The 20,058-nt window shown below is 63.3% G+C and carries 14 protein-coding genes; 2 read left to right on the top strand and 12 right to left on the bottom strand.

Annotated elements, in window-relative coordinates; genetic code table 11:
* The first annotated feature begins 30 nt into the window (after nt 1–30).
* Nucleotides 31–1,470, top strand: a complete 1,440-nt coding sequence (cls, locus tag BLP82_RS12825; RefSeq protein ID WP_092168248.1) for a cardiolipin synthase — start codon at nt 31–33, stop codon at nt 1,468–1,470.
* On the opposite strand, the gene cfaB is transcribed toward cls, so the two are convergent.
* The 5 genes from cfaB to BLP82_RS12800 form a co-directional block, all read right to left on the bottom strand.
* On the bottom strand, nt 1,467–2,654 hold the full coding sequence (cfaB, locus tag BLP82_RS12820) for a C17 cyclopropane fatty acid synthase CfaB (RefSeq protein WP_092168245.1): 1,188 nt from the start codon (nt 2,652–2,654) through the stop codon (nt 1,467–1,469). The two genes, cls and cfaB, sit on opposite strands and share 4 nt — an antisense overlap.
* 183 nt (nt 2,655–2,837) lie before the next feature.
* The gene (locus BLP82_RS12815) at nt 2,838–4,757 is read right to left on the bottom strand and encodes a heavy metal translocating P-type ATPase (protein ID WP_092168242.1); all 1,920 of its coding nucleotides are present in this window, start codon (nt 4,755–4,757) and stop codon (nt 2,838–2,840) included.
* Nucleotides 4,754–5,806 (bottom strand): protease modulator HflK, encoded by a 1,053-nt coding sequence (gene hflK, locus BLP82_RS12810; protein WP_092168239.1) that lies wholly within the window; start codon nt 5,804–5,806, stop codon nt 4,754–4,756. Before hflK ends, BLP82_RS12815 begins: the two co-directional genes overlap by 4 nt.
* A complete protein-coding gene (gene hflC, locus BLP82_RS12805) occupies nt 5,803–6,843 on the bottom strand; it encodes a protease modulator HflC (protein WP_092168236.1) in 1,041 nt (346 codons plus the stop codon). Before hflC ends, hflK begins: the two co-directional genes overlap by 4 nt.
* Nucleotides 6,840–8,801 carry a protease modulator HflK gene (locus BLP82_RS12800; RefSeq protein ID WP_092168233.1) on the bottom strand — a complete coding sequence of 654 codons (1,962 nt, stop codon included), beginning with the start codon at nt 8,799–8,801 and terminating at the stop codon, nt 6,840–6,842. The genes hflC and BLP82_RS12800 overlap by 4 nt, the downstream gene beginning before the upstream one ends.
* Nucleotides 8,802–9,022: 221 nt before the next feature.
* Here BLP82_RS12800 and lpdA point away from each other — a divergent pair, with 221 nt between their 5' ends.
* A complete protein-coding gene (gene lpdA, locus BLP82_RS12795; protein ID WP_092168230.1) occupies nt 9,023–10,423 on the top strand; it encodes a dihydrolipoyl dehydrogenase in 1,401 nt (466 codons plus the stop codon).
* 215 nt (nt 10,424–10,638) lie between these two features.
* Here lpdA and BLP82_RS12790 read toward each other — a convergent pair whose 3' ends face one another.
* From BLP82_RS12790 to BLP82_RS12760, 7 genes are all read right to left on the bottom strand, one after another.
* Nucleotides 10,639–12,789, bottom strand: a complete 2,151-nt coding sequence (locus tag BLP82_RS12790; RefSeq protein ID WP_092168227.1) for a tetratricopeptide repeat protein — start codon at nt 12,787–12,789, stop codon at nt 10,639–10,641.
* Entirely contained in the window at nt 12,776–13,969 is a 1,194-nt protein-coding gene (locus BLP82_RS12785) for a DUF3142 domain-containing protein (RefSeq protein ID WP_092168224.1), read from the bottom strand. The genes BLP82_RS12790 and BLP82_RS12785 overlap by 14 nt, the downstream gene beginning before the upstream one ends.
* Before the next feature lie 161 nt (nt 13,970–14,130).
* Entirely contained in the window at nt 14,131–14,943 is an 813-nt protein-coding gene (locus BLP82_RS12780) for a class I SAM-dependent methyltransferase (RefSeq protein WP_092168222.1), read from the bottom strand.
* Nucleotides 14,937–16,091 (bottom strand): acyltransferase family protein, encoded by a 1,155-nt coding sequence (locus BLP82_RS12775; RefSeq protein ID WP_092168219.1) that lies wholly within the window; start codon nt 16,089–16,091, stop codon nt 14,937–14,939. The genes BLP82_RS12780 and BLP82_RS12775 overlap by 7 nt, the downstream gene beginning before the upstream one ends.
* Complete coding sequence (locus BLP82_RS12770) at nt 16,088–16,957, bottom strand: class I SAM-dependent methyltransferase (protein WP_092168216.1); 870 nt, start codon at nt 16,955–16,957, stop codon at nt 16,088–16,090. Before BLP82_RS12770 ends, BLP82_RS12775 begins: the two co-directional genes overlap by 4 nt.
* Nucleotides 16,954–18,246: a glycosyltransferase gene (locus BLP82_RS12765; RefSeq protein ID WP_092168213.1), complete on the bottom strand. Its 1,293-nt coding sequence runs from the start codon at nt 18,244–18,246 to the stop codon at nt 16,954–16,956. Before BLP82_RS12765 ends, BLP82_RS12770 begins: the two co-directional genes overlap by 4 nt.
* On the bottom strand, nt 18,240–19,859 hold the full coding sequence (locus tag BLP82_RS12760; protein ID WP_092168210.1) for a glycosyltransferase: 1,620 nt from the start codon (nt 19,857–19,859) through the stop codon (nt 18,240–18,242). Before BLP82_RS12760 ends, BLP82_RS12765 begins: the two co-directional genes overlap by 7 nt.
* Between the last annotated feature and the right edge of the window lie 199 nt (nt 19,860–20,058).

Genomic DNA, 20,058 nt, shown 5'->3' with positions numbered 1-20,058 from the left:
GCATTGAAACTTCAGGAGCAAGGCTGCCCCATGGATTATTTCGGCCCGCATGTTTTCGGTTACCTGATCGCGCTGCTCCACACCCTGGGTTCCATTGCCGCCGTCCACGCCGTGCTGACGGTGCGCACCGCCCAGGGCTCGATTGCCTGGGCCCTGTCGCTGACCTTCATTCCCTACCTGACGTTGATTCCTTATCTGGTGTTCGGCCGCAGCACGTTCGATGGTTACATCAAGGCGCGCCGGCAAGCCAACGAAGAAATGCGCAAGGCAATCTCCGAGTTGAACTGGCGCCCCTGGGTCGAAGAAGCCCTGACCGCCCGCGCCTCCCAGGCCTATGCCTCGTTACGGGCCATGCCGAAACTGGGACGCACACCGTGCCTGGCCAATAATCAGGTGCGTTTGCTGGTCAACGGCCACGCCACGTTCGAGGCGATTTTCCAGGCCATCGAGCAGGCACGAGAGGCCGTGCTGATCCAGTTCTTCATCATCCATGACGACCGCCTCGGTCAACGCCTGCACACGCTGCTCTTGAAGAAAGCCGCCGAAGGCGTGGCCGTGTACCTGCTCTATGACCGCATTGGCAGCCACTCCCTGCCCCACCGCTACGTGCAAGCCTTGCGCGACGGAGGCGTCCACGTAAAAGCGTTCGCCACCCGCAGCGGCTGGCTCAACCGATTCCAGGTCAACTTTCGCAACCATCGAAAGATCGTGGTGGTGGATGGCGTGCAAGGGTTCGTCGGCGGGCACAACGTCGGTGACGAATACATGGGCGATAAACCACCCTTGGCGCCGTGGCGCGACACCCATGTGCAAGTGTGCGGGCCGGTGGTGGCGAGTATGCAAGAGTCGTTCGCCGAAGACTGGTTCTGGGCGGCCCGTTCCCTGCCCCCGCTGATCCTGCCGGACAGCTACCCGGACGACGGCGTGCTTTGCCAGTTGCTGGCCAGCGGCCCGGCCGACGCCTATGAAACCTGCTCGCTGTTTTTCGTCGAGGCCATTCACGCCGCCAGCGAACGCGTCTGGATCACCACACCCTACTTCATCCCCGACGAAGCGGTGTTCGCAGCCTTGCGCCTGGCGGTGCTGCGCGGCGTGGATGTGCGCATCCTGCTGCCCTCGCGGCCCGACCACAAGATCGTCTACGCAGCGTCCAGCCTGTACGCGTTTGAAGCGGTACGGGCCGGTGTGCGGATGTTCCGTTACGGGCCGGGCTTCCTGCATCAGAAAGTGGTGTTGATCGACCGGGAAATCAGCGCCATTGGCAGTGCGAACCTGGACAACCGTTCGTTCCGCTTGAACTTCGAAGTCATGCTGCTCACCGTGGATATCCCGTTCGCCAGTGAGGTCGAGCAAATGCTTGAAGAGGACTTCGCCCAGGCCCAGGAAATCGACAAACAGGAAAGCCGGGAGACCCACCGCCTGCAGAAGGTCGGCATGCGGATCGCCCGGCTTATTTCCCCGATTCTCTAAGGCGTGTAGATGTCGTCGCGGGTCCACGGCAGCTCATGGCTACCGTCGGCATGGGCCTTCACCGCCAGGATCTGGTGCAGATTGATCCAACCCTTGGCGAACGCGTAGGCGCAGCCGGCCAGGTATAGGCGCCAGATCCGCAATGCCTGCTCCGACACTTCCTTCGACGCTGCCTCGAGGTTGTCCTCCAGGCGCTCACTCCAATGATCGAGTGTGCGTGCATAGTGCATGCGCAAGCTTTCCACATCGACGATCTCCAGCCCCGCTTCACTGATCTGCGCGGAAATCATCGACAGGTGCGGCAGCTCGCCGTTGGGGAATACGTACTTCTCAATAAACTCGCCCGCGCCGCGACCGACCGGACGCCCGTCGGTGTGCTTGGCAGTGATGCCATGGTTCATCACCAGTCCACCCTCGCGCACGGCGCCGAACAACGTCTTGCAGTACTGCGCAAGGTTGGCGTGGCCGACATGCTCGAACATACCCACGCTGACCACTTTGTCGAAGCGACCGTCCTGGGGCAGGTCGCGGTAATCCAGCAGTTGCAACTCGATCTGATCCTCCAGGCCTTCGGCCTTGACCCGCTCCCGGGCCAGCATCAGCTGCGCCTTGCTCAGGGTAATGCCGAAGACCTTGGCACCAAACTCCCGTGCGGCATAACGCGCCAGGCCGCCCCATCCGCAACCGACATCCAGCAGGTAGTCACCCGGTTGCAATCGCAGCTTGCGACACAGATGGCGGAACTTGGCTTGCTGGGCCTGCTCGAGGGTTTCGCTGCCTGTCTCGAAATAGGCACAGGAATAAGCCATGTCGCTGTCGAGCCATAGCTGATAAAACGCGTTGGAAAGATCGTAGTGGTAAGAGATCGCCTTGGCGTCGGTTTCCTTGTCGTGGAGCGAGCGCACCGGCTGGTTGTCGGGATCGTCCTCGACCAAGGCCTGGCTCAACTCATCGCAGACCCGAATGACTTCGTGGATCGGGCCTTCGAGTTCCAGTTTGCCTTCGACAAACGCCGCCCCCAATGCGTCCAGGCTGGGGTGGGTGAATTGCGCGACCATTTGTGGGTCCTTGACCACAATCGTGACGCTGGGGTCGGCCCCCAGTGAAAATTCATGGCCATCCCAGAGCCGCAGCCGAAGCGGTAAATGCAGATTCTGTAAGGCCGGTGGAAGTTGCGCGAGCATGGAAAATCCCCCCTTGTTTCAGACGTCTGAAATGAGGGTAGACCATGCTAGAAAAATAGCAGGCTATCGAATTTATAGCCTTTTTCTATCGCTGTCCCAAATCACTCCCTGTGGCAGGTAACTTCTGCGCTGGCACGCCCTCTCCAATAGCAGACTGCAAGTACAGCGCGCAGTTCGCTGACCCTACCCAACGGTGCCCTTCGCTTGGATCTTGAGCAGTGGCTCCTGGAACCGCAGCAAGCGCCCGGCATTACCTAACACTAGCAGGGTACTGAGATTGTGCAGCAGCGCAGCGATCATCGCCCCCGCTGCGCCAAGCCAGCCGAAGGCGGCAAAGGCAACGATGGCCAACGTCCAGCCCAGGCCAATGATCACGTTGACCTGCAACGTGCGCCGACACTGGCGACTCAGCCGCACGCAGGTGCCGAGGCGCCGCAGGTCGCTGCCGATCAGCACGATGTCTGCTGACGCCAGGGCGATATCTGCACCACCTGCCCCCATGGCAACGCCCACCACCCCGGCCTTGAGTGCCAGGGAATCATTGATGCCGTCGCCCACCACCATAGGGCGGAACCCATGCTCGATTTCAGCCATGACCCGCTTGAGTTTGTCTTCCGGCAGGGCCTGGGCTTGCACATCGCCGATGCCGACATCCCGGGCCAGGGTCGTGGCCACACTCTGGCGGTCGCCGGTCAACAGCAACTGACGGCCCAGACCCAACTCGCGCAGCTCGGCCATGGCCACCTGTGCCTCCGGCTTCACGCTGTCGGCCAACAGCAGCCAGGCGAGGAACTGCCCATCCAGCGCCAGACCGGCAATCGGGCCGTCGTGCTCAGGGACCGCCAGGGTTTGAATGCCTAGCTGGGCAAACAACTCCGGCCGACCGAGGGCCGCTTCGCCCTGAGCCGTCATCGCGACCACACCCAGCCCCTGGCGCTCACGAATCTCCGTCAGGGGCAGGCAATTGTCCTGTTCCACCAGCCCCGCCAAGGCACGACTAACCGGATGGCTGCTGGCCGAACCGAGGCTGGCAGCCAACGGCAGCAGCAACGATGCATGAGCATCCTGGGCAGGTTCGATGGATTGCAGACGCAGCACGCCATAGGTCAAGGTGCCCGTCTTGTCGACGACCAACGAGGTCAGGTCCGCCAGTTCCTCCAGGAAAGCCGAGCTGCGGATCAGGATCCCGTGGCGCGCCGCCACCGCGATCCCGGCAATGGCGGTGGCCGGCGCCGACAGCACCAACGCGCAGGGACACGCCGCCACCAATACCGCCAACATCGCCTGGGCATCGTTGGTTACGAACCAGGTCACTGCCGCCAGCAACAACACCAATACCAGGTAACTGCCGGCGTAGCGTTCCAGCAAACGGGTGATGGGTGGCTTGGAGCGTTCGGCGTTTTGCATCAGGGCGATGACCTTGCCCAAGGTGGACGCTTCGCCGGTTCGGGTCACCTCCAGGCGCAGCAGGCCATCGAGGTTGATCGCACCACCGAAGACTTCCGTGCCAACCATCGCCTCCAGCGGCACCGACTCACCGGTGATGGGCGCGGTGTCGAGGCTGGCCTGGCCGGACAACACCCGACCATCGGCCGGCACCCGGTCACCGGCGCGCACCTCCACGATATCGCCGGCCTGGAGCGTCGCATTGTCGACATCAATGATCGAGCCGTCGGCCTGTACCTTGCGACCTTGGCTGCGGGTCAGTTGGCCAAGGGCATGGATCGCCTCTTGGGAGCCTATGACACTGCGCTCTTCCAGCACATGGCCGAAGATCATGATGATCGGCAGCAACGCCGCGGTCAGCAGATCGCCGGTGGCCCAGGCGCCGAGCATCGCCAGGGCGATCAGTTGGTCAGTGATTCCGTGCAGGCTTGGATACCGCAAGCTGTACCAGGCCGAACGCATCACCGGGACCGCCACCAACAGCGAGGCGAACCCCAACAGCAGTTGGCTGACACCGCTCTGCTCCGGCGACCAGCCGCGCCAGGCCAGGCCCAACGCGAGCAAGCCGAGAGCGAGCATCGCCAAGGTCAGTTGTCGGGCGGCGATGCGTTGCTCCGCCGAGGACAACATCGGTACAGCAGGCGTTCGAGCGGTCATTGGCCGGCTCCCTGGATGATCAGCCGAGAATCGTCTTTCGGGTCGACCGTGGTCACTGAACCGGCCTGGCGAAGGATGGCAGGCATGCGTTCGCGATACAGGCGCAGCAGCATTTGCGGATCGCTGCCCTGGGTCTTCGCCAGCCCGAGCACCGTGGCTGTGTCGGCCGAAGCCTTGGCGAGCCGCTCGCTGGCCTGGGCATGGGCGACTTGCACGGTACGGTCAGCGTCCTGGCGGGCGACCTGGGTGAGTTTTTCCGCTTCGGTCCGGGCGTTGGCCACGGCTTTGTCGGCCTGCTGGCTGGCGGTCAGTACCGCATTGAAAGCACTCACCGCCGGCCCGGGCAGACTCGATTGCACGTCGACCCGCACCACTTCGATACCCAGCCCCTGCCCCGTCGCCGCCAGGTCAGCCAGGCGTCGGTTAAGCCCCTGAACCAGATCGCCTCGCAAGCGTTCGCGGCGCTCGGCCGCCTGGTTGTCACTGCCCATCAGTTCGGGGCGAGCCACCAGGATGGTATCCAGGTCCCGGGCCGCAGTCAGGGCCACGGCACTGCGGGTCGCCAGTCGGTCCAGTGCCGGCAGGACATGTTCACCTTGCAAGACGAAAGCGTAAGGGTCCGTGACTTTATAGAACACCCGCACATCCAGTTGCACCACGCCAGCATCACCGGTCAATAAATAACCAGAACCGGCCAACGCATCGCTGACCGGCGTGGCGAAACTGGCCACACGATCAGCCTGCAAGGCCGCGTCCGAGCGCAGCAGATTTTCCACCCGCCGATCGAGCACCCGATCCGCTGCTGGCAGCAGGATCACTTGTTCCACGGGACGCGGCCAAGCCAGCAAGAGGCCGGCATTCTGGATACGATCCAAGGCGCCGAAGTGCAACACCACCGCACGATTCTGCGGGTCGATCTGGCGCACGTTGGAAAAGACCCAGGCCAACGCCGCCAACACCGTGACGGCGTAAAGCGCCAGAAATGCCAGGCGCCCGGCCTGGATCCACGGACTGGATAACCCATTTGTTCCACGTGGAACCAAACTCATGGTTGTGTTCCACCTTTGCCTTCCATGGAAGCAGGACCGTCCACCAAAACACGGAATGGTGCGGCATCGGTGCGCAAAATCAGCTTGGTGCCTGGGTTGACGATGGTGCCCAAGGTGTCCAGCGAACGGAGCAGGTTGTAGAGCTGGGGAGAGCCGGCGTATGCCCGACCATAAATTTCGGCCGCGTCTACCCGGGATTGCGCCTCGATATCAGCGGCCTTTACCGTGGCATCGGCTTGCACGACGCGGGCATCACGTTCTGCGGCGGAACGAATCTGCGCCGCTTCGCGCTTACCGATGGCGGTGCGTTCGGTGGCGATGGTTTCGCGCTCGGCTCGCATGCGGTCTACCGTTGCGGTCAGTGTGACTGATGGCAACGTCAGGCGTTCGATACCGACTTGCAATACTCGTACACCGTACGTGGTGAGCAACTGTTGATCGATCTGCTGACGCAACTGCGCTTCGAAATCGGCGATGCGCACTTGGCTGGCATCGGTGTTGACCAGGCTCGCCAGGTCAAAACTGGCGGCCGTGGTTTCCAGCGCGGAGCCGACAAATGTACGGATCTGCCGCGCAGCTTCGTCCGGTTGGTTCTGCACCGCGCGCATGAAACGCTGTACGTTGTCCGGATCGCCCTGGACCTGCCAGGCTACGTAGGCCTGGACAATGATCCGCAGTCCATCGCGGGTACCGACATCCTGCAGGCCGCTGGACGTGGTGCGCAATCGCAGGTCCACCGGGATCGCCGCCTCGAACGGCGCCGGCCAGCGCCACCCCAGGCCAGGTTGCAGCAGCACCCGGGCCGGATTGCCGAAACGGGTAATGACCGTGGCCTCCCCCGACCGCACTTGCACCAGGCTCGCGGCCGCGACGGCAAATGCCACCAACAACACCGCCCAGCCCATCCGCCGCCAAGGAAACGGACCGGCTTGCTGCGGGTCGCCGTGATGGTGGTGATGATGGCCATGGTGATGACCGGCATGGCCGTGATCGTGACCGGCGTGGTCGTGGTGACCGTGTGAAGAGGACTGGCTCAATGGGCAGCTCCTGGCGGGACAGGGTTACGCGGCGACGCGGGGTCGGCCGGCAGCGTGAAGGTTCGCAAGTCGATGGTCGGCGCGTTGGCGCTACCGCCCAGGCGATGATCGAGAATCAGCAACTGGGCATTGCCGAGGCCCTGGCTCAGTTGGCTCAAATAATGTTCCAGCACAAAAGCGTGCCCCGCCGTGGCGTAGGCTTTGCGGTCGGCGTTGAAACGCAAATCGGCAGCCTGGGCGGTCGCGTTGATTTCCCGCGCAGTAGCACTGGCCCGGTCATGGGCGATGCTGGCTTGCAATTGCGCCTGGTTGGTCTGTTCCGCCGCCGCGCCACGCTCCCGGGCGATCAATGCCTGGGCGCCGATCTGCGCCGCCTGCACGCCGTGGTAGGCATTGGCCGCACCGGCCGGCGGATGAATCGCCTCCACCACCGTCGCCAGGATTTCCACACCGCTGTCGAGGGATTGCAGATCAGCCTGGACAGCGCGACCGATTTCCTCGGCCAGGCTCACGCGGTCGGCGCCCAACAAACCGTCCAACGTACGGGAAGCAAACTCATGCACCAGGATGCGGCTGGCGGTGCTGCGGATCAGCGTCGGCACATCGGCGCTGTTGTAAGTCGCCGCCAGCGCCGCGGCATCCGTCAGGCCGATGCGATAGACAAAACGCACATCCATGTTGACGATCTGGAAGCTCTGCTGGTCGGCACGACGGCTGGCAATGACCTGGGATTTGTCGTTCACATGGCTGGCATCCCACAACCGATTGGCAATGGCCGGTGCCGGTCCCTCCGCCGGTTCAGCCTCGACCTCTGCACGACTCTGCGCGACGCTGGCCGCCAGTTCATGCACAACGCCATTCTCGACATTGAGCACCCTGCCCCACGGCCAAGGCAACGCGACATGCAAGCCGGGACCGAACACCTCTACCGGTTTACCGAAGCGCTCATAGATGCCCCGCCCCTGCAGCGGCACTTCGTGCACACCTGTCAGCAACCAGCCCACCAGCGCCACTGACGCCAACACCGGCAAAAAAGCCCGACGCATGTAGCTAAAGGCCCAGATCTGACGCAGGTCGATACCGAAACGGTTATGCAGTTCATGCTGCAAGGCCAGCCACGGTTGCGGCGGCCAGCGCAGCAGATCGGCGATGACACTGCGGCCCAGCAGCGTCAGCTCCAGGGCGTCCCGGCGCGGGATGAACAACGATAGCACCGCGCGCAACAACAACTCCGCCGCCACCAGCCCGGGCAACAGCCCCATCATCACCGCCAGGCGCACCGGCCAGATGGACGTTTCTGCGGCGAACAGCAAGCACAGGGCGCCAAGCACCAGCACGATGATCGCCACCCGGGTCAGTTGCGCCAGCGCTGGCGCTTCCGGCCATTCCACGGGGGGCTGCTGGGACAATTGCCGCTCGAACACCAATAACCCGAACGCCAACAACAACGACAGCACCGCCCCCACACTGGCCGAAACACCGAGGGCGGCAGCCGGCAATTGCAAGTCCCAGGCTTGCTCAAGGCCCAGCAATACCAGCACGGCCCAACCGGCCAGCCACAACGCGGGCGCACCGATTTGCTTGAGCAGACCGACCGAACGGGCACCGATGCGGTCCAGCAGTCGCTCATACCACCCCAAGTTATCAACAGGCTCGTTTTCCGCCGGCAGGTTATCCACAGCCGGCAACAACGCCCTGCTGCGCCATTGCGTCACCCACCAGGCCGATTGCAAGCCCGCCACCAGCACCAACAGTCCCGCACCTTGGCTGACCAGCAAGACTGGCCACAGCGATTGCGGCGAAAACACCCCGATAAAAAACGCCAGGACCAGACCCAATCCCGCCACGCTTGCCAAGGCGCAGGCGATAAGCTTCAAGCGGCGCCCTTGAAACGACGCGCGCTGGAAACGCGGCCATTCGGCCACTTGTGCCCCTTCGATATCTAGATCGACTTGCATACCACCCCAGCTTTCGTGGCGATCAAAATCCGGGCCTGTGGGCAGACGCCACCGCCGCTTCGTTATAGGCCGTTACCTTATAACGATTCCTGTGAAATTTCCGTTTTGAATTCTTCATGACAAGGCCCACGCCGACCTCTTGACTTAAGCCTTGACCGGAATCTCTGGAAGCGCTCATATTACGCCCATAATTTTTTATCAGGCCAAGCGGGAGAACAGCGATGAGCAACTACGACGTGGTCATTCTGGGCGGTGGACCCGGCGGGTATAACGCGGCGATTCGGGCCGGGCAGTTAGGGTTGACGGCCGCCTGTGTCGAAGGTCGAGCCACCCTGGGCGGCACCTGCCTGAATGTCGGCTGCATGCCCTCCAAGGCCTTGCTGCACGCTTCAGAACTATACGAAGCGGCCGCGGGAACGGAGTTCGCCAACTTGGGCATTGAGGTCAGCCCTACCCTCAATCTTGCGCAAATGATGAAGCAGAAAGACGAAAGCGTGACGGGCCTGACCAAGGGCATCGAGTTTCTGTTTCGCAAGAACAAGGTCGACTGGATCAAAGGCTGGGGCCACATCGACGGGCCGGGCAAGGTGACCGTCACCGGTGACGATGGTAGCAAGACCGAACTCACCGCCAAGGACATCGTCATCGCCACCGGCTCGGAACCCATGCCGCTGCCAGGCGTGACCATCGACAACCAGCGCATCCTCGACTCCACCGGCGCCTTGTCCCTGGGTGAGGTGCCCCGGCATCTGGTGGTGATCGGCGCTGGCGTCATCGGCCTCGAGCTGGGCTCGGTCTGGCGGCGCCTGGGCGCCCAGGTGACCGTGGTGGAATACCTCGATCGCATCTGCCCGGGTGTGGACGGCGAGGCCGGCAAGACCTTGCAACGAGCCTTGGCTAAACAAGGTATCCAGTTCAAATTGAGTTCGAAAGTCACCGGCGCCACGACCTCGGCCAGCGGCGTGCAACTGCAGATCGAACCGGCGGCAGGCGGCGAAGCACAGACCCTGGACGCCGATTATGTGCTGGTCGCCATCGGTCGGCGCCCCTACACGCAAGGGCTGGGGTTGGAGAACGTCGGGTTGAGCACCGATAAGCGCGGCATGCTCGCCAACCAGCGTCACCGCACCGAAGCACCCGGCGTCTGGGTGATCGGCGACGTGACGGCCGGACCGATGCTGGCCCACAAGGCTGAAGACGAAGCCATGGCCTGCATCGAACAGATCGCCGGCAAGGCCGCCGAGGTCAACTATGCACTGATCCCCTGCGTCATCTACACCCGCCCGGAACTGGCCAGCGTCGGCCAGACCGAGGAACAGCTCAAGGCCGAAGGCCGCGCCTACAAGGTCGGCAAGTTTCCGTTCACGGCCAACAGCCGGGCCAAGATCAACCACGAGACCGAAGGATTCGCCAAGATCCTGGCCGATGAGCGCACCGATGAAATCCTTGGCGTGCACCTGGTGGGCCCGAGCGTCAGTGAGATGATCGGGGAGTACTGCGTGGCCATGGAGTTCAGCGCCTCGGCCGAGGACATCGCCCTGACCTGCCACCCGCACCCTACCCGTTCGGAGGCGTTGCGCCAGGCGGCCATGGATGTGGAGGGGATGGCGACGCAGATGTAGGAACAATGCAAAGCTAAAGTGAACATTTTTTTGTGGCGAGGAAGCTTGCTCCCGCTGGGCTCTGTAGGAGCTGGCGAAGCCTGCGATCTTTTGATTTTTCGCTTGAGACTCAAGTGTCTGGGGAAAGATCGCAGCCTCGTTGCACTCGACAGCTCCTACACAGCTCCTACAGAGCCAAGCGGGAGCAAGCTCGCTCCCACAATGGGTGCTTCACCTCAGGAGGCTGACATCCGGGCCTTACGCCGCCGACGACTGATCACCCCCAACACCACTGCCACCACCAGCACGAGCCCGCCCACTTCCAGCCCAACCTTGTAAGGTCGCAGCGTCGAGCGGATCGGGTCCAGGGCCTGGGTCACGTAGCGTTTGTTCGCCTTGCCGAAGTCCGGCTCCTGGCATTGATGACCAAAATCCCCAGCCCAATCCACGTACGGGCCTTCCTTCACATAGCGCTGGTACAACGCGCTTTGCTCTTCAAGGCTGGAGTTGTACCCCACCGCCTTGCACAGCACCGCCGCAAACGCCTGGCTGGTATGGGGCAGGTAATCCGCCGCCTGGCTCGCCAGCGCCGTGGCGACAAACCGATAGTGATAACGCACGTCCGGCTGCGCGACGCTGGCCTGCTGGCGTTGCACTTCACCTTCGGCCACCAGTGGCCCGACGTTCAGCTCGACCGGTTCCAGGCTGTAATTGCCGCCCAGGCTGGCGTAATCCGGCGCCATCTCATAACCGAGCAGTTCCATACCCCATTTGCGCGCCATCCACGACGCATGGAAATACGCCTCTGCGCGCCGGGTTGGCCACCATTTGGACTCGGCGTCCTGGCGCAATTGCCCATAGGCACGGGCCTTGTTCTGCAGGTCCGGGTTATCGAAATAAGCCGGCGCCTCATCAAAGCGCCCTTCCCTCAGCAAACGCCTGCCCAGCAGATTGCGCAAGCTGGCGGCCACCGGCAGCGGCACGTAGTTGTCCCGGTCCTCTTGGCTCAACGCCGGTGGCGCCGGGACTTGAGCGTCGACGTACTGCTTGAGCTCATCCACTGTGAGCACCCGCTCGGCGACGGCGGCAGCGTCGTACCAATAGTTGCTCTGGCCGCGATAGAGCTGATCGAAGGCTTGCAGGTAATCACCGCGCTGCAAGGCCAGGATTGCGCTTTCCCCTTCGACCCGGCACTTGGGTTGCACCGATTCGTAATTCCAATCCGGTGTGCGCCGGCTGCCCCAGGATTCATCCTTCGGGAACGCTTGGGCAGCCTTGGCATAGGCCGCCGCCGCGGCCACCTTGTCGCCGTCGCGCAAGGCCAGCTTGGCGCGCACCCACCAGGCCAAGCCTGTGTCGGGAGCCTTTTGCACAAACGCCTGGGCGTTGGCGTAATCGCCGTGCTGGTAACTCACCGCCGCCAAACGGTCAGCATCATCCAGGTTATCCCGGGCGTTGGTCTGCAACAGTTTGACCAGCCTTTTCTCACCCGAAGGTTCTTCACCGTCCCACCAGCCAACGCGGCTGAGCAGGTAGGCGGTGACCAGTCGCTGCACCGCTTTGGCCTTGAGCAACTCGCTCAAGCGTTCATCCGGCTCGACGCTCAGGCGTTGTGCCAATTGCAGCAACGAGCTGTAGCCGACCGGGGATCCTTGCAGGTTCTGGATCGCGTACAGACCGATGGCGCTGTCCCAGTCGTCGGCGGTGTAGGCCACCCGAGCTTCTTCGCCGAGGCTGGCGATGCCCAGTTCCAGCGGATCGCTGAACCCGGCGATGCTCATTTCCCGGGCCTGGCGAAACGCCGCTCGCGCCTGATCCTGCAAGGCCACAGGGTCGCCGCTGCCCGCCTCGGTGCTCACGGCAAACAATGCCCGCCCAAGGGAATACGCGGCCCAGGTGCTGCGCAACCGTCGCTGGTCAGCCGGTAACGCCAGCAATTGCTGGAACGCTTCCACGGCGCGCTGATGCTCACCGACGTTAAAAGCCGCCGCGCCGAGCGCATACAGGCGCAGTTCATCGGGCAGGTTGGCCGCTTCGGCCGCCACCTGGTCGATATCGGTCAACGCCCGCAGGCGCTCCACCACCGCTTGTTGCGGCGGGGTCAGGCCAATCTGCTCGGCCTGGTTACGTTGTTCAACGTAGGAAGGCAGGTCGTCATAGCTGTAGTCCGGGTTGCGCGTCGCCTCGGTGGCCGGCTTGAGCCCGGCAAGCGCCTGGCCGAGGCGGCTGACCTCGAAGCGAAAGCTGCCTTCGGGCAACTCCGCCAGCGTCTGGGCGCGGTTATCCAGCAGGCGCATCGGGAAATCCGGCCCGCAGGCCAGCGCCGGGCCCAGCGGCAGGCACAGGCTCAGGCACAGCAGGTGACGAGGCCACTTACGGGTAAACATTGAAACCTCCTTGGTCGATTTTCGTACAGCGCGCCCAACCGATTGCCCGTTGGCTGCCAGCCGCCAAGCGGCCTTCCTGAATGCGGGTGAAGGTAAGCAGTCCGGGAGTTTGTTGCAACGTGTAACCGGCCAAGGCATCGACGCCGTCACACGCCCCGACAGCCAGCGTCAGGCGCTGGGGCCAGGGGCGATCGAGATTGCCCTGGTTGACCAGGCGGATATCGTACAAACCGCCCTGCTCCCCCCACTGCAACGCCAGGTGACTGTCCAGGTGATCGCCCCGGGCGACGGCGCCGAGCGTGGTCAAGCTCCACGCTCGCCGGTCGCCGGCCAGCGGCAGGCGAAACCAGATCAGCCCCGCAAGATGTTGCGGCGGATCAGCCCGCAAATCCGCCGCAAGCCCGGCCACTTGTTGCGGATCGGCCAGCAACTCCCGACGCTCGCCACCACGATCGATCGGCACTTCGCTTTCCACCACCGGCACGCCGCTCTCCTGGGTCAGCAGCGCCACGCCATAGGCTGGCAGGGCCAGATAAAACGGCCGCGTGGCGATCTCGCTCCAGCGTTGTGCCCAGTGCCGGGCCTGTTTCGGATCGAACAGCCCTTGCCGTGGATCGCTCACCGCGTGGACCTGCAGCACGCTACTGTCCACCGCGTCCAACAATCCCGGCAATGCGGGGCTGTCGAGCCAGGCCGGTAGTGCCGTGATGCTGAGCCGCAAGTTGGCCGGCAGGCTGTGCCGCAGTTGGCCGAGGAAGTTTCCATAGGCCGGCAGCCGTGCATTGCCAGCATCGTGGTCGATCTCAACGCCCACAGGGGTCAGGCCCTGGGCTTGCCAATCGCCCAGCACTTGCTGGATTTGCGCAATGACCTCGTCCTGGTCCAAGGCCTTGAGCTGGCCGTCCAGGCGAATCACGGCGATCAGCGGACGGCCATCCGCCTTGAGCAGGCCCGGGTCGATCCGCGCACGGCGCCAGCCCGCCCCGGGAAAAGCCTGCAACGCCAGTACCCGCAGCGTGGAAAAATCGCCCCGGCTTTGGCGCAGCGCCGGCTCATGAGCCTTTGTCCATTGGCGTTGCCAGATATAGAGCTGTTGATCGAGGGCCGGGGCCGGAGGTTGTTCGCAGCCCGCCAAAAGCAACACGGCGAGGGTCAGGGAGAACCGGAAAAAAACAGTCATGAAGCCTTACCGCGCGCAAAAGATGTGCAGATTAACGCCGAGCACGTCATTGTGGGAGCGAGCTTGCTCGCGATAGCGGTGCATCAGTCAATCTATAAGCGGCTGAACCAACGTTATCGCGAGCAAGCTCGCTCCCACAGGGTTGAGGCCTACCAACGTCATCAAGGCTTACGCGCAATAATCACCTGACTCTTGGCCACCACCGCGTCCAGCGCCTGCTTGATCTGCGCCCCGCGCGGTGAATCCAGCACCGCTTGCCAGGTGTCGGCCCAGTGATTGAGCAACGGGTGGTCAGCGTTGCTGAAATCGACCTTGGCCTCCCAGAACAACAGCATCCACATCGACCAATAGAACCCGTATTGGTTGTGGCTCAACACTTCCAGCCCGGCCTCGCTGACCATCGCCTTGAACTGCTCTTCACTGATGATGCGAATGTGGTTGGGCTTGCGAAAGTACTCCGGCGCGGCGATGTCTTTTTGCAGATCCTCGGAACTGGGGTGCGGCACGCTCAGCAGGTACAGCGCGCCGGGCTGGCCGACCCGTACCAGTTCGGCGAGGAACTGCGCCGGGTCGTCGACGTGCTCGATGACTTCGGTGGACACCACCCGGGTGGCCGTGGCGTCGGCAATGGGCAGCGGATTGCAGTCGGTCACATGGCACTCGACGTCGCGCGCAGGGGTGTCGCTCAAGCGCTGGCGCGTGGCTTCGACCTTGGCCGCATCGATGTCGGCGATGATGATCTTCGCTCCGCGCATTCCGCAAAAATGCACGTTGCCGCCGTCGCCACAGCCCACGTCCAGCAACGTGTCCTCAGGCGTCACAGGGAAACCCGTGAACAGTTCGCCGGTTTGCTGGTTGAACCAGCCGCTGAGCATCGCATCGTGCAGCCCGAGCATGTACGGGTCGACTTTCTCGGCCACCGGTTCGGCGGGCGCGGGCGTGCCCGTGGTGAGTTTTTTCAAAAGGCTCAGCATGACGGGGCTCCAGAAACAGGAAGGACGGTTCGAGCGGCGGACAGGCGTTCAACCAACCGGGCGCCACGATTGCGCATGGGCATTTCGACCCAACGGTAGTTGAGCTCGCTCAACAGCCCGATCAGCAACAACGCACACGCCAGGGCCGGCCAGGGATGGCTTGCCGGGTCCGGCGAGCCCAAGGGGGCGAAACGAAACCACAACTCGCGCAGCAGGAAAAACACCGGGATGTGGATCAGGTAGATCCCATAGGAACGACTGCCCACCCAGGTCAGCACCGTTTTAAGTCGTCCGCGGGGCAACAGGTAATCCCGATCGTAAGAGGCCACCCAGACCAGCACGGCACTCAGCACCGCCATGACCCCGAGACGGTAGAACGACAAATTGAAGTGCTCGGTCGCGATCCAGGCCATCACACCGCCAAGGCCCAGCACCAGCAGCACACCCAAGGGCGGGCGGCGCAACCACGTGGGCTCGAAGCGCCAGTAGCTGGGCCGCAGGCTCCAGATCGACAACAACACACCCAGCGCCAAGGCATCGGTACGGATCACCGACAGCCACAGCGCCCGCCAGGTGAAAAACTGCACGAGCACCACCGCCAGCAGCACCCACACCAAATAGCGGCGCGAGACGAACACCAGCAGCGGCAGGATCAGATAGAACTGCTCTTCCAACGACAGCGTCCAGTACACGAAGCTCGCGCCGTATTCATACTGCATGAAGGCATCGGCAAAACGCAGGTTGGCGAATTGCAGGAAACCGGCCAGGGTCGCCTGCAGGTTGGCCTGCACGCTGCCGAACGCACCGGAACGGTTCAGGAAAAACACCGCGAACAACACCAGCAGCAGCCAGAGCCAGGCCGACGGCAACAGGCGAAACGCCCGGCGAATCCAGAAATCCCGAGTGACGGCCCAGAATTGCCGGGGGCTGTCGCAGCGACGCAATTGCGGGATCAGGCTGCGCCCGATGACGAACCCCGAAATCGCGAAAAACAGGTCCACGCCCCACCACAGCTGGAAACTGTCGGCCAGGGCCGCCAGGCGCGGCCATCCGCCAGGAAACGGCATGCCTTGCAGGTGATGGAACAGCACGCCGATCACCGCAACGGCGCGCAGCAATTCGATGTCCAGGATCCGCTTGCCGCTCATGAATGACTCCCGGAAGAAGGATCGGGTTTACGCGCGATGATGACCTGGCTCTTGGGCATGAACCGGTCCAGCACCTGCTTGATCACCAGGCCGTCGGGTTGCGTCAGCAAGTCCTGCCAGAGGCTCGCCCAGCGCTCCATCAAGGGGGGATATGGCGCCTGGATACGGTCGCGTACGGCCCCCTCGAGGTCCCGGCCGGCCGCTCGTTCGCTGGCCCAGAAGAAAATCATGCCCATGACCCAGAAAAACCCGCTGGCCTGGCGATGCTCGATCACCAGCCCGGCATCCTCCACCAGCGCGGCGAATCGTTCGGCACTGAAAATCTGCACATGGTTGGGCGCCTGAAAGTAGCCCGGCGGCGCGATGCCTTGCTGCAAATGCTCACCCACCGGGGCCGGCACGCTGAGCAGGTACTGCGCCCCGGGTCGGCCCATGCGCACCAGCTCGGCCATGAACGGCCCTGGCTCATGGATATGCTCGAGCACCTCCATGCAGACGATCTTGTTCGCACAGCCATCGGCCAGGGGCAGCGGCAGGCTGTTGCTGACCAGCCCCAGGAACGGCGCGGCGGCCTGGGCCTCGACTTGGCGAGCCAGGTCGCGCACCTTGTCCTGTTCGCTGTCGGTAAAGATCACGGACGCGCCCTGGCGCATGGCAAACAGCGTCGCCACACCTTCGCCGCAGCCCACATCCAGCAAGGTATCGTCGGCCGTGATGGCGAAGCCCTTGAGCAATTCGCCGGTTTCACTGCGAAACCAGCCGTCGAGCATCGCGTCGTAGAGGCCGGCATCCCGGGGCGAAACGGCCACCGTCGGCGCTGGCGGAGGCGCCACTGGCCTGCGCCCGGCCAGCCATCGCCGGATCATGGCTGCGCCGCGTTCCGGCGACGCTCGGACAGTTGTTCGAAAAACCCCCGCAAACGCTGCTCGGCGTTGGCCTGGCTGCAGAATTTCTCCAGGCTGCGCACGGCATGGGCCGACATCTGGCGATAACGCTCGGGATCATTTTTAGCCACGTCGTAGCTGGCGCGGTAGGCCGAGCACAGCGAGTCCCAATCGGTGACATAACGCAGGGTCCGGTAAGCCGCACGCGGGTCGTGGGGCCAGGCGGTCAGTTCCTCGGTCGAATCCACCACGAAGGCATTGTCGTGATCGATGTAGTCGGCCATCGCCGTGTTCAGCGGCGCAATTGCCGGACGGCCGCAGGACATGAACTCCATCAACGGCAGGCACTGTCCTTCGCCATAGGAACTGTTGACCACGTACCGGGTGGCTTCCACCAGCCGTTCGTAGTCCGCGTCCGCCAGGTAACCGTGGATCAGCACGATGCGGCAGCGGTACGACTGGTTCTTGTAGACGTGGTGGAGCATGTCGGTGAGCGCGGCGGTGACATCGTGGTGGGTCAGCTTGAGCACCAGGGTAGCGTCAGGAACATCGCGAAACGTCGCACAAAATGCGCTGATCATGTCCTTCCAGTTCTTGCGCCCGTCGTAGGGATTGAACACCGAGGTATAGATCACACCGTCCAGCAGTAACTCGCAATCCTCGGCCGGGCCGTCCAGCACCAGCGGCGTGCCCGCCTGGTGCACCGGTGGGCCATAAGGCCGCAGGTCGGTGGTGCGACTGTCGATCAGCAGGCCACGCAATTGCAGGCGCATGTGATCCACGGTCGGCCGCTGGGCCAGCACCGCGCCACGGGCGGCAAAGCGGTCCCATACCGGCGCGGCGACAGCGGCGATGGGAAAGTCTGCGCCCATCACCTCACGAACGGTGTTGACGGTGAAGCTGGAATGGGTGATCGCCATGCCGGTCGCGCCCAAGACCACTCGCCAGTCGTGCCGGGCCTCGCCCTGCCAGCTTTCGGTAGGAATGGTGCTGAATTCCCAGGCGAACACCGGGATCGTCGGGCAGGCGTAGTGGGCCGCGGTGCGATGAGGTGGTGAAAACGACAGGAATACGCAATCCTCGCCACGCCCCAGGCAATCGGCGTACAGCTGATCGACCTCTTCGTCAGGCCGGGTCACTTCGACCACCCGCCCCAACCGCTCCAGCACCGGGCGAAACTCCTTGAGCACGAAGTAATAGCTGTACTCGGGCTTACCGAGGTTTTCCAGAATGTTGCTCTGGTTGGTTTCCGAATAAATGATGATCAGCATGAGGCGCTACCTGCCTGGATCGCCAGCGGCAGCCCTTCGTCACAGCCTGGCTCAGCCAGGAAATCCACCAGGCGCTGCTGCACCGGGGCGAACGCGCAGTAGCGGCGCATCCGCTCGTTCGCGGCAACCGCCATGGCCTGGTAGGCCTGTGGCTGGTGCTTGGCCATGGCGTAGCTCTGCTGGTAGGCAAGTTTCAATGAGCCCCAGTCGGGTCGATGGCGCAGCGTGCGATACAAAATGCGCGAGTCTTCCGGCCAGATGGTCGGTTCGCGGCTGGACTTGACGATGAAGGCCACCTCGGCGTCGATGTAATCGCGCATCGCCGTGTGGTCCGGCGCGATCACGGGGCGTGCACAGGACATGAACTCCATCAACGGCAGGCACAGGCCCTCACAGCGGGACGCATTGACGTAGAAACTCGCCGCGCCATACAGCCGGGCGAATTGTTCGTCCTCCAGATAGCCGTGCATCACCACCACCCGGCAACTGAACGGCGACAGCTGGGACAGCAGCGTCAACAGTTCGACGTAGTAGGTCGACAGGTCGTTCTGGGTCATTTTCAGCACCAGCGTGGCGTCCTCGACGTCACGCAGGGCCCAACAGAATGCGGTGATCAACTGATGCCAGTTCTTGCGCCCGTCATCGGGGTTGAACACGCTGACGTACACCACGCCACTGACTTCGGTTTCCACCACTTGTTGGGTATCCGGCAGCACGGCCTGGGGATGTTCCGGTAGCGCCGGTTCGGAGGCCGGCTCTGGAACGGGCTCGACGGCCACCGGCGGCGGTGCCGGCCCTCTCAGGATCCTGCTGATGGCAACGCGCACCGGCACGGGGACCAGGTCGCGAACCGCCTCGCGATACCAGCACAGCAGGTTGTGCTTGCACAGCCACACGGGCCCCTGCTCGCGCTTGCCGGTGAAGGCGCGGATGACTTCGCGCAGGTAATGGCGGGAAATGAATGCGCGCCGCCGCCAAGTCAGAGGGGGCGGCTCAATGATCTGTTCCGGCTCTGGTTCCGGTTCCGGCACTTCTTCGAGGATCGGCGCGATCAAGCCATCGGCCGACAGCCCGAGGGGCCGGCTGTCGATGATGCAGCCCTTGATCTGCAAGGTCGTTCCCGGGTTGATCGGCAGGCTCGGGTATTGCTCACGAACCGCCGCGAAACGCTCCCACAGCGGCGTGGGCAATACCAATACCGGGAAATCCTCGCCCAAGGTCCGGCGGATCGCCTCGGCCGTATGGCTGGACAGGGTAATCACCCGGCCGTGACGGGCCAGCGTGCGACTCCAGTCATGCCGCAGGTCGTCGTCCCAGTGCTCGGCCGGGATCGAATCGAACTCCCAGGCCACCACGCAGACCATCGGGCAAAGCAGGTCCAGCGGCGTCTTGTGCGGGGGGGAAAACGAAAGGAACAAGCAGTCCTGCCCGGCCTGCTGCAATGTTCGATACAACGGATCGACCTCGGCGACCGACGACACCACATGCACCGGCCCCAGGCTTTCCAGCACGGGACGATAGGCCTTGAGCACGAAGTAATAGCTGTACTCAGGGCGGCCGAGGCTCTGGCTGATGGAGTGATCGTTTACGTCCGAGTAAAGAATGAAATTCATGGCATCCCATCATGGCGCCGCCGTCCCGGCAGCCCCACTTCATGACGGTCGAGTCACGCATCGAGCCGGCCCGGGGGCCGCCACGCGTCGTTCATCTCGCTACCCGTCTCGTTCTTGTTTTTTTATGGTCCCGCCCCTGGGGCTCATCTCGAAGATCGAAACCAGGGACAGCCTGACGAGGGGCATTCTAAACACATCC

The sequence above is a fragment of the Pseudomonas sp. NFACC37-1 genome, from assembly GCF_900101575.1.
GTDB classification, from domain to species: Bacteria; Pseudomonadota; Gammaproteobacteria; order Pseudomonadales; family Pseudomonadaceae; genus Aquipseudomonas; species Aquipseudomonas fluorescens_AA.
Note: the sequence above shows the minus strand (reverse complement) of the source record. Positions and strands in the feature narration are given on the sequence as shown.

Coding starts and splice junctions, on each gene's coding strand:
- cls (WP_092168248.1), top strand. CDS start 31: ATGGATTATTTCGGCCCGCATGTTTTCGGTTACCTGATCGCGCTGCTC.
- cfaB (WP_092168245.1), bottom strand. CDS start 2,654: ATGCTCGCGCAACTTCCACCGGCCTTACAGAATCTGCATTTACCGCTT.
- BLP82_RS12815 (WP_092168242.1), bottom strand. CDS start 4,757: ATGACCGCTCGAACGCCTGCTGTACCGATGTTGTCCTCGGCGGAGCAA.
- hflK (WP_092168239.1), bottom strand. CDS start 5,806: ATGAGTTTGGTTCCACGTGGAACAAATGGGTTATCCAGTCCGTGGATC.
- BLP82_RS12800 (WP_092168233.1), bottom strand. CDS start 8,801: ATGCAAGTCGATCTAGATATCGAAGGGGCACAAGTGGCCGAATGGCCG.
- lpdA (WP_092168230.1), top strand. CDS start 9,023: ATGAGCAACTACGACGTGGTCATTCTGGGCGGTGGACCCGGCGGGTAT.
- BLP82_RS12790 (WP_092168227.1), bottom strand. CDS start 12,789: ATGTTTACCCGTAAGTGGCCTCGTCACCTGCTGTGCCTGAGCCTGTGC.
- BLP82_RS12785 (WP_092168224.1), bottom strand. CDS start 13,969: ATGACTGTTTTTTTCCGGTTCTCCCTGACCCTCGCCGTGTTGCTTTTG.
- BLP82_RS12780 (WP_092168222.1), bottom strand. CDS start 14,943: ATGCTGAGCCTTTTGAAAAAACTCACCACGGGCACGCCCGCGCCCGCC.
- BLP82_RS12775 (WP_092168219.1), bottom strand. CDS start 16,091: ATGAGCGGCAAGCGGATCCTGGACATCGAATTGCTGCGCGCCGTTGCG.
- BLP82_RS12770 (WP_092168216.1), bottom strand. CDS start 16,957: ATGATCCGGCGATGGCTGGCCGGGCGCAGGCCAGTGGCGCCTCCGCCA.
- BLP82_RS12765 (WP_092168213.1), bottom strand. CDS start 18,246: ATGCTGATCATCATTTATTCGGAAACCAACCAGAGCAACATTCTGGAA.
- BLP82_RS12760 (WP_092168210.1), bottom strand. CDS start 19,859: ATGAATTTCATTCTTTACTCGGACGTAAACGATCACTCCATCAGCCAG.